At 62.7% G+C, this 5,194-nt stretch carries 2 protein-coding genes; one reads left to right on the top strand and one right to left on the bottom strand.

The window, feature by feature from the left end; translation table 11 throughout:
• Positions 1 to 513: 513 nt before the first annotated feature.
• Positions 514 to 1,524: a hypothetical protein gene (locus tag AB0399_RS40285; RefSeq protein WP_366414672.1), complete on the bottom strand. Its 1,011-nt coding sequence runs from the start codon at positions 1,522 to 1,524 to the stop codon at positions 514 to 516.
• Between the two features lie 1,985 nt (positions 1,525 to 3,509).
• Here AB0399_RS40285 and AB0399_RS40280 point away from each other — a divergent pair.
• Positions 3,510 to 4,274, top strand: a complete 765-nt coding sequence (locus tag AB0399_RS40280; protein WP_366414671.1) for a hypothetical protein — start codon at positions 3,510 to 3,512, stop codon at positions 4,272 to 4,274.
• The last annotated feature ends 920 nt before the right edge of the window (positions 4,275 to 5,194 follow it).

The raw sequence follows: 5,194 nt of genomic DNA, 5'->3' as shown, positions 1-5,194 counted from the left end.
GAGCAGTGGGGGCCATCGACGTCGTGCCCGGTGAGGCACTGGCGGAGGATACGAGATTCGAACTCGTGAGGGGTTGCCCCCAACACGCTTTCCAACTGTTCGTCCTGGGGTTCAGGTAGGTCCGTCTGCGTTCTGACCTGCGACGGATTAGCTCGGCAGCTGACGCTCGGACCGTGCTGAACGAGGGTGAACGCAACTGGAACTGCAACTGCCGAACGGCGTACTGCTCCCTGGTCAGAGTGGGATCTGGGCGCCGGCAACGGCACTGGAGAATGCCTGAACGATGGAATGGCACAGGACGGTGGCATCGTCGATGGCGCGGCGGGTCGTAATGTCGGAGACGGTGAGGCGCTGGCCGATGCGCGCTGCGGAAGTTGGGACCCTTGGCCGCCCTCGCCGGCCAACCGTCGGCATGGAACCTGCTCATGAGCAGATTGACGGATCACCGAGTCGCCGATCGCGATAAGAACCCCGGTCGTTGCAGAGTCGAGGTTCGTAAACTGTCCCTTGGTATCAGCCCACGAAAAATTCGGAAGGGACCGTCACATCGTTCGTAAGGATGGTCAAAACACCAGCTCCCGTGAACGAACCGGAGAGTTCGTAACGCGTGGACTGCGTGGTACTGAGATACTGGTCCCGTGGCTCGGCGTCGATCTTGCCGTCGAAGTCGCAACCGTAGCCCTCTACGAAAACCCCGTTATCGAGGCCGTTCGTGCACTCTGCCGCCTGGTAGTAGTTCGTCTTTCGATACATTTCGTGACGCCACACGTCACGGCCGTACGTCTTGAGTAGAAGCGTGTCCAGGTGGATCGAGCAAGGGTCTGGGAAGAGGCCGGCACCGTTGGCTCGGGAGCCACTACTGTCGCGGTATACGAACAGCAGCTTACGAATGAGCGCACCCATTCGCGGCAGGCGTAAGGTGTTGACGCCACTGCCGAGATTGATGATGCTCTTGGACCAATACGATGTGGTGCCGATCGCCGGAGGGTTCTGCACGATAGTCGTCTGCAGGGGCTGGCCCCACGCCTCCACGTGTGCGCGAATCCGCACAGTCGGGAGGATGCTCGGGGCGGTGTCGTAGAGTGTTGAGCCGGAAGCCAGGGTTATGCGCAGCTTCCACGGGGAGGCGGAATTCATATTTGGTAGTGCGCCCAGGGCGTCATGGGATGAGAGTTCCACGGGAATGCGCACACAGAATCGAAAGTTTCCGCTGGCAGATGCCACCGCCGAATACATAGGTGACGCCTTCGGGTCTGAATTTTCACCGGTTGCCCCACCCCACTTGTTAATGAGGTAGAGGTCGTAGCCATCCAAAGGTCCGACCACCGGGGTGCCATTGACATCGAGGAGCGCGATCTCCGAGATGACATTCCACGGTGAGTCCTCGGAAGTTGTGACGTCGGTACCCGTACCGCTGGTCGCCTGCACGTCCAGGATGATGTTGCGAAGGTAGCCGTAGGGGGGCACGTCCCATGAGCCCATAGCTACTGAGCTTGTGCACAGCACCTGCGTCACATCGAACATGGGCTGGATGTGTTCGTGACTGGCCCGGGTGAATGAGACCGGCGAGCTGGGCTGTAGCGCCTTCTGGACAGTGCTTCTCGATTCCCTGTTCATGCACTTCCCTTCACGAGCATGCTGTGGTTGCGGGGCTCCTTCAGCCGTTGCGCTGAACGCCCTTGGTTGGTCCTCCATGGCGCTCACGGCTCATAGGCCCAGTCTGACCTGTCTGTCGGTACTGCTCTACGGGAACGGGGGTGGTGCCCCGCGTGCGGTGGGTTGAGCTCGGTGGGGAACGCGAGCACGACTTCCAGAGCTTCGGGGCGGCGCGGGGCTGGCGGAGCTGTGGCCGCTCGGCTCGTGGCGGCTTCTTGGTCCAGCCAGTTCATCCAGATGGCCTTGCCCGTTTTGAGGGGCACCTCCGAGCGGCGCCCGAAGTCCTCGGTTGGCTTGTGCCGGCCGGACACCATATGGCTCACAGATGATGGGTCGAAGCTCAACTTGCGGACGAGCCCTCGCTTGGAAAGGTGTGCATCCCGCGCCAGTAGGAGACCTGCGCTGCGAACGACTCGGCGGACTGCTCAACGGTCGGGCTGTCGTCACGCTCGTCCATCAACGCCCCGCTCTGGCTGCTGGATTAGATGAATGAACTGTGAGTGATCGCAAGTCATCATCTTGTCACGGTCTTGGTCGTCGGCTTCCTTCTTTTCCAGCTTGGGTCGATGCCCGGGTGGAGAGAGAGGAGGGCTCAGGCGATGCGCCTGCTGCACTTTCTCGATGTCTCCAGCTCCAGTCGGCTGGCAGCCGATCACGGCTACACCTTCGCCGAGAATCCGCGCAGTTCATAGGGACTACCGGCCGTCGACCGGGTACCGGGTTCGCCTCAACCGGGCGTTGGCACCCTGGCGCGGGCAGGGTCTGTCGCCAGTGGTCCGAACACCGGGCGATGGGCCTGCCGGTGGTCGGGCCTCGCGGCTCCATGACGCCAGGCGCACGGTCCGCACGGCGCCACTCATATTCAGCGTCCCTGAGCGGGTCGTGATGCAGATTATGGGACTGGTCGTCCACCGCCATGGCTGCCCGCTACCAGCACGTGACCGCCGGCATCCTCCGCGACGTGGCCGAGCGGGTCAGTGGTCTCATCTGGGAGGTGGCCAAGGATGGAGGAGGATCGACCTCCGAGAGCCCCGCGGGCATTGGTTGAGACTGTGGACGCAGAAGACCCGAGCCGACGAAGCGGCTCGGGCCTTCTAGCAGCGGAGGATACGAGATTCGAACTCGTGAGGGGTTGCCCCCAACACGCTTTCCAACGGGTCACGTTGTTGATCGCCGATGGACGGATGCGTACTGACCTGCGGTGGACTGGTCGGCGGACGAGTGGCCGGACGCCGCTGGACGCCGGCGAATGAGACCAGAACTGAGACCGGTGACCCTCAGGCGGCGTGCGCGATGATCTCTACGGTGGAGGTGTCGCCGTGCGCGTACAGCAGCGAACGGTGCCTGCCGTCAGCTCACAGGACAAGGATCAGGACAACGGTTGGCAGCAGGATGGGGTTACTCCCTGTCCGCCGGGGTGGCGTCGCTGCCTCCGTCCCTCTCTCGGTGGTCCGCGATGTAGAGCAGTAGTTGTGTCAACGCGACTGCGACAGCGGCGACAGTTGCCCCGCCAAGCACCCGGTCCTGGGGGACCGATGCGCCGACCGTGAAGGCCGCTGCGGTCACGAGAACCGAGACCCATCCTCGATGTCTGGCCTTGAGCACTGCAACTAAGGCACAGTGGAAGCGCCGGAAGGTGCGCATGCTGCTCGCTTTCAGGTCAGGACACCGTCGGGCCACGAGGCTCAGGTGTGTAGCCGGGAGCCTACGTGTCCGGCGGTGTCCGGTGGTGTCTGACGTAGTCCGTTCTACTGCATCGCCGAACGCCCTAGTCACGAATGTCCTTCTGCGGGATAAGTTGGTGACAGGAACGGGATAAGTCGTTGACGAGACTGAACGTGGGGGATGCGTGTATGAAGCGCCGAGTCGGTAGCCCGCAGGTCCCGGCGGGGCCGCAGTATGCGTTCTTCGAACTGATGCAGCGACACGTTCTGAACCAGGGAGATAAATCGCTCGCGCTTCTGAGCAAGGAGTCGGGTTGGTCGCGCCAGACGTGGCACAAGGCTCTCCGCGGCCCACAATTGCCAAATCGTGACTTGGTACGAGCTCTGGTGGAACATCTCTTCCCGGAGCAAGACGACGCGGACAGGCGCCGCCGCATGGTCGAGGAAACGTTGAGAGCTTGGACGGAAGCCGTTGCCGAGCGAACATTCGGGCCGTCCAAAGGGCAGCCGGTACCGGTCCCTCGAGTTGCTGATCCTAGGCTGTTGCGCACGACCGACCAGCCAGAAGGGCCGGTGCAGCGGCCCGCACGCCCTACCAATTCCCTTGAGTACGCGATGTCTCAGTTCCGAGGGAGCGCGGCCAAACGTCGAGCGAACCTGCCGGAGGAGGAGCGGTTCTTTAATCTCTTCCGCAGCTACTACACCCAGGCGGGAAGCCCGCCCATGCGGTGGGTAGAAGCTCGCATGCCCGAGGAATCCGCTGTCACGCGCAGCACTCTCAACGAATGGCTAAACGGCAGGAGTCTGCCATCGTATACCGAAAAGCTAGAGCAGGTCATGAAGGTCATGCGCCAAAGAGTCCCCGTAAGTGAGCAAGAGCTGGCTACGGACGTCGCCGAACGCGCCGAGATCCAGCGGGCACTCACTGACGCTTGGCGTGCTCGTCCTCATTAGCTCGTTCACGAGACGCACGTATGTCCGCCGCGCCGGCAGCGGCGTCTGTCGAGTCGGCGAGCCCCTTATCAGGGACTTTTCATGGCAGGGCTCGCTTGTCCGGCACCAGCTCAATCTGCGTCCGTCGCGCCGGCACGCTATTAGGTCGCCCCCCTCCGCCCTCTTGTCTGCCCGCTGCCTGGCCGTTCGTTATGGGCCATTGGAGCCGACAGAACGGCACTCGTCATCGATCAGATCATGGGAGCGGCCGCCGACTGGTGGGGAAATGGTCCGCGACCTTCGCGGTGCGCCCGCACAGCAGGCACCAGGGACGCGCGTACAGGTATCGCTTACGGACGTTCGGCCAGCGTCGCCCATACGAGCTGCTGCCCTGCGTGACTCGCTCTCGGGTCGCCTCCCGCCCATGAACCAGACAGCGCCCACCCGTGGTCAACTCCGGGCACCCGGGTATCGAGCACGGGGGGCGGGGTCTACGCGGCATGGGGAGATCATCTCCGACAGGGCGTAGGTAGCAAAACGGTCAGGGGCTTTCGGTTCTGATCGGTTTGACTGCTCGGTATCTGTGGTTTGTACGTGGGATTTGACGGACCACCCCGAGACGCAGTGTCCTGCCTCCATGACCAAGAGCATGAACGGCGAGCCGGCGTCCAACCCGGTGGGCACCTGCGAACTCTCCATGGGGAAAGCGCGTTGGAGGATGGAGAACATCTCCGAGCGTGTCCAACTGAGGCTCACTGTCGTGGTTCCGGTGACCATCCTCGGAGCTATGTCGATCTATGCTTGGGCGCCGCCGAGAGACCGCCGCCGCAGTGGTAGAGGAGACAGCTAGACGAGTAGTTCCGATGTGGGTCGGTCAGTGGTCGTAGGCGATCAGTGAGCGGGTGATTGGTTGGCCTGTGGTGCGGTTGTGCCAGATCGCG

The sequence above is a fragment of the Streptomyces sp. NPDC088194 genome (assembly GCF_040702025.1).
Classification (GTDB): Bacteria; Actinomycetota; Actinomycetes; order Streptomycetales; family Streptomycetaceae; genus Actinacidiphila.
This window is presented reverse-complemented; position numbering and strand designations above follow the sequence as displayed.

Coding starts and splice junctions, on each gene's coding strand:
- AB0399_RS40285 (WP_366414672.1), bottom strand. CDS start 1,524: ATGTTCGATGTGACGCAGGTGCTGTGCACAAGCTCAGTAGCTATGGGC.
- AB0399_RS40280 (WP_366414671.1), top strand. CDS start 3,510: ATGAAGCGCCGAGTCGGTAGCCCGCAGGTCCCGGCGGGGCCGCAGTAT.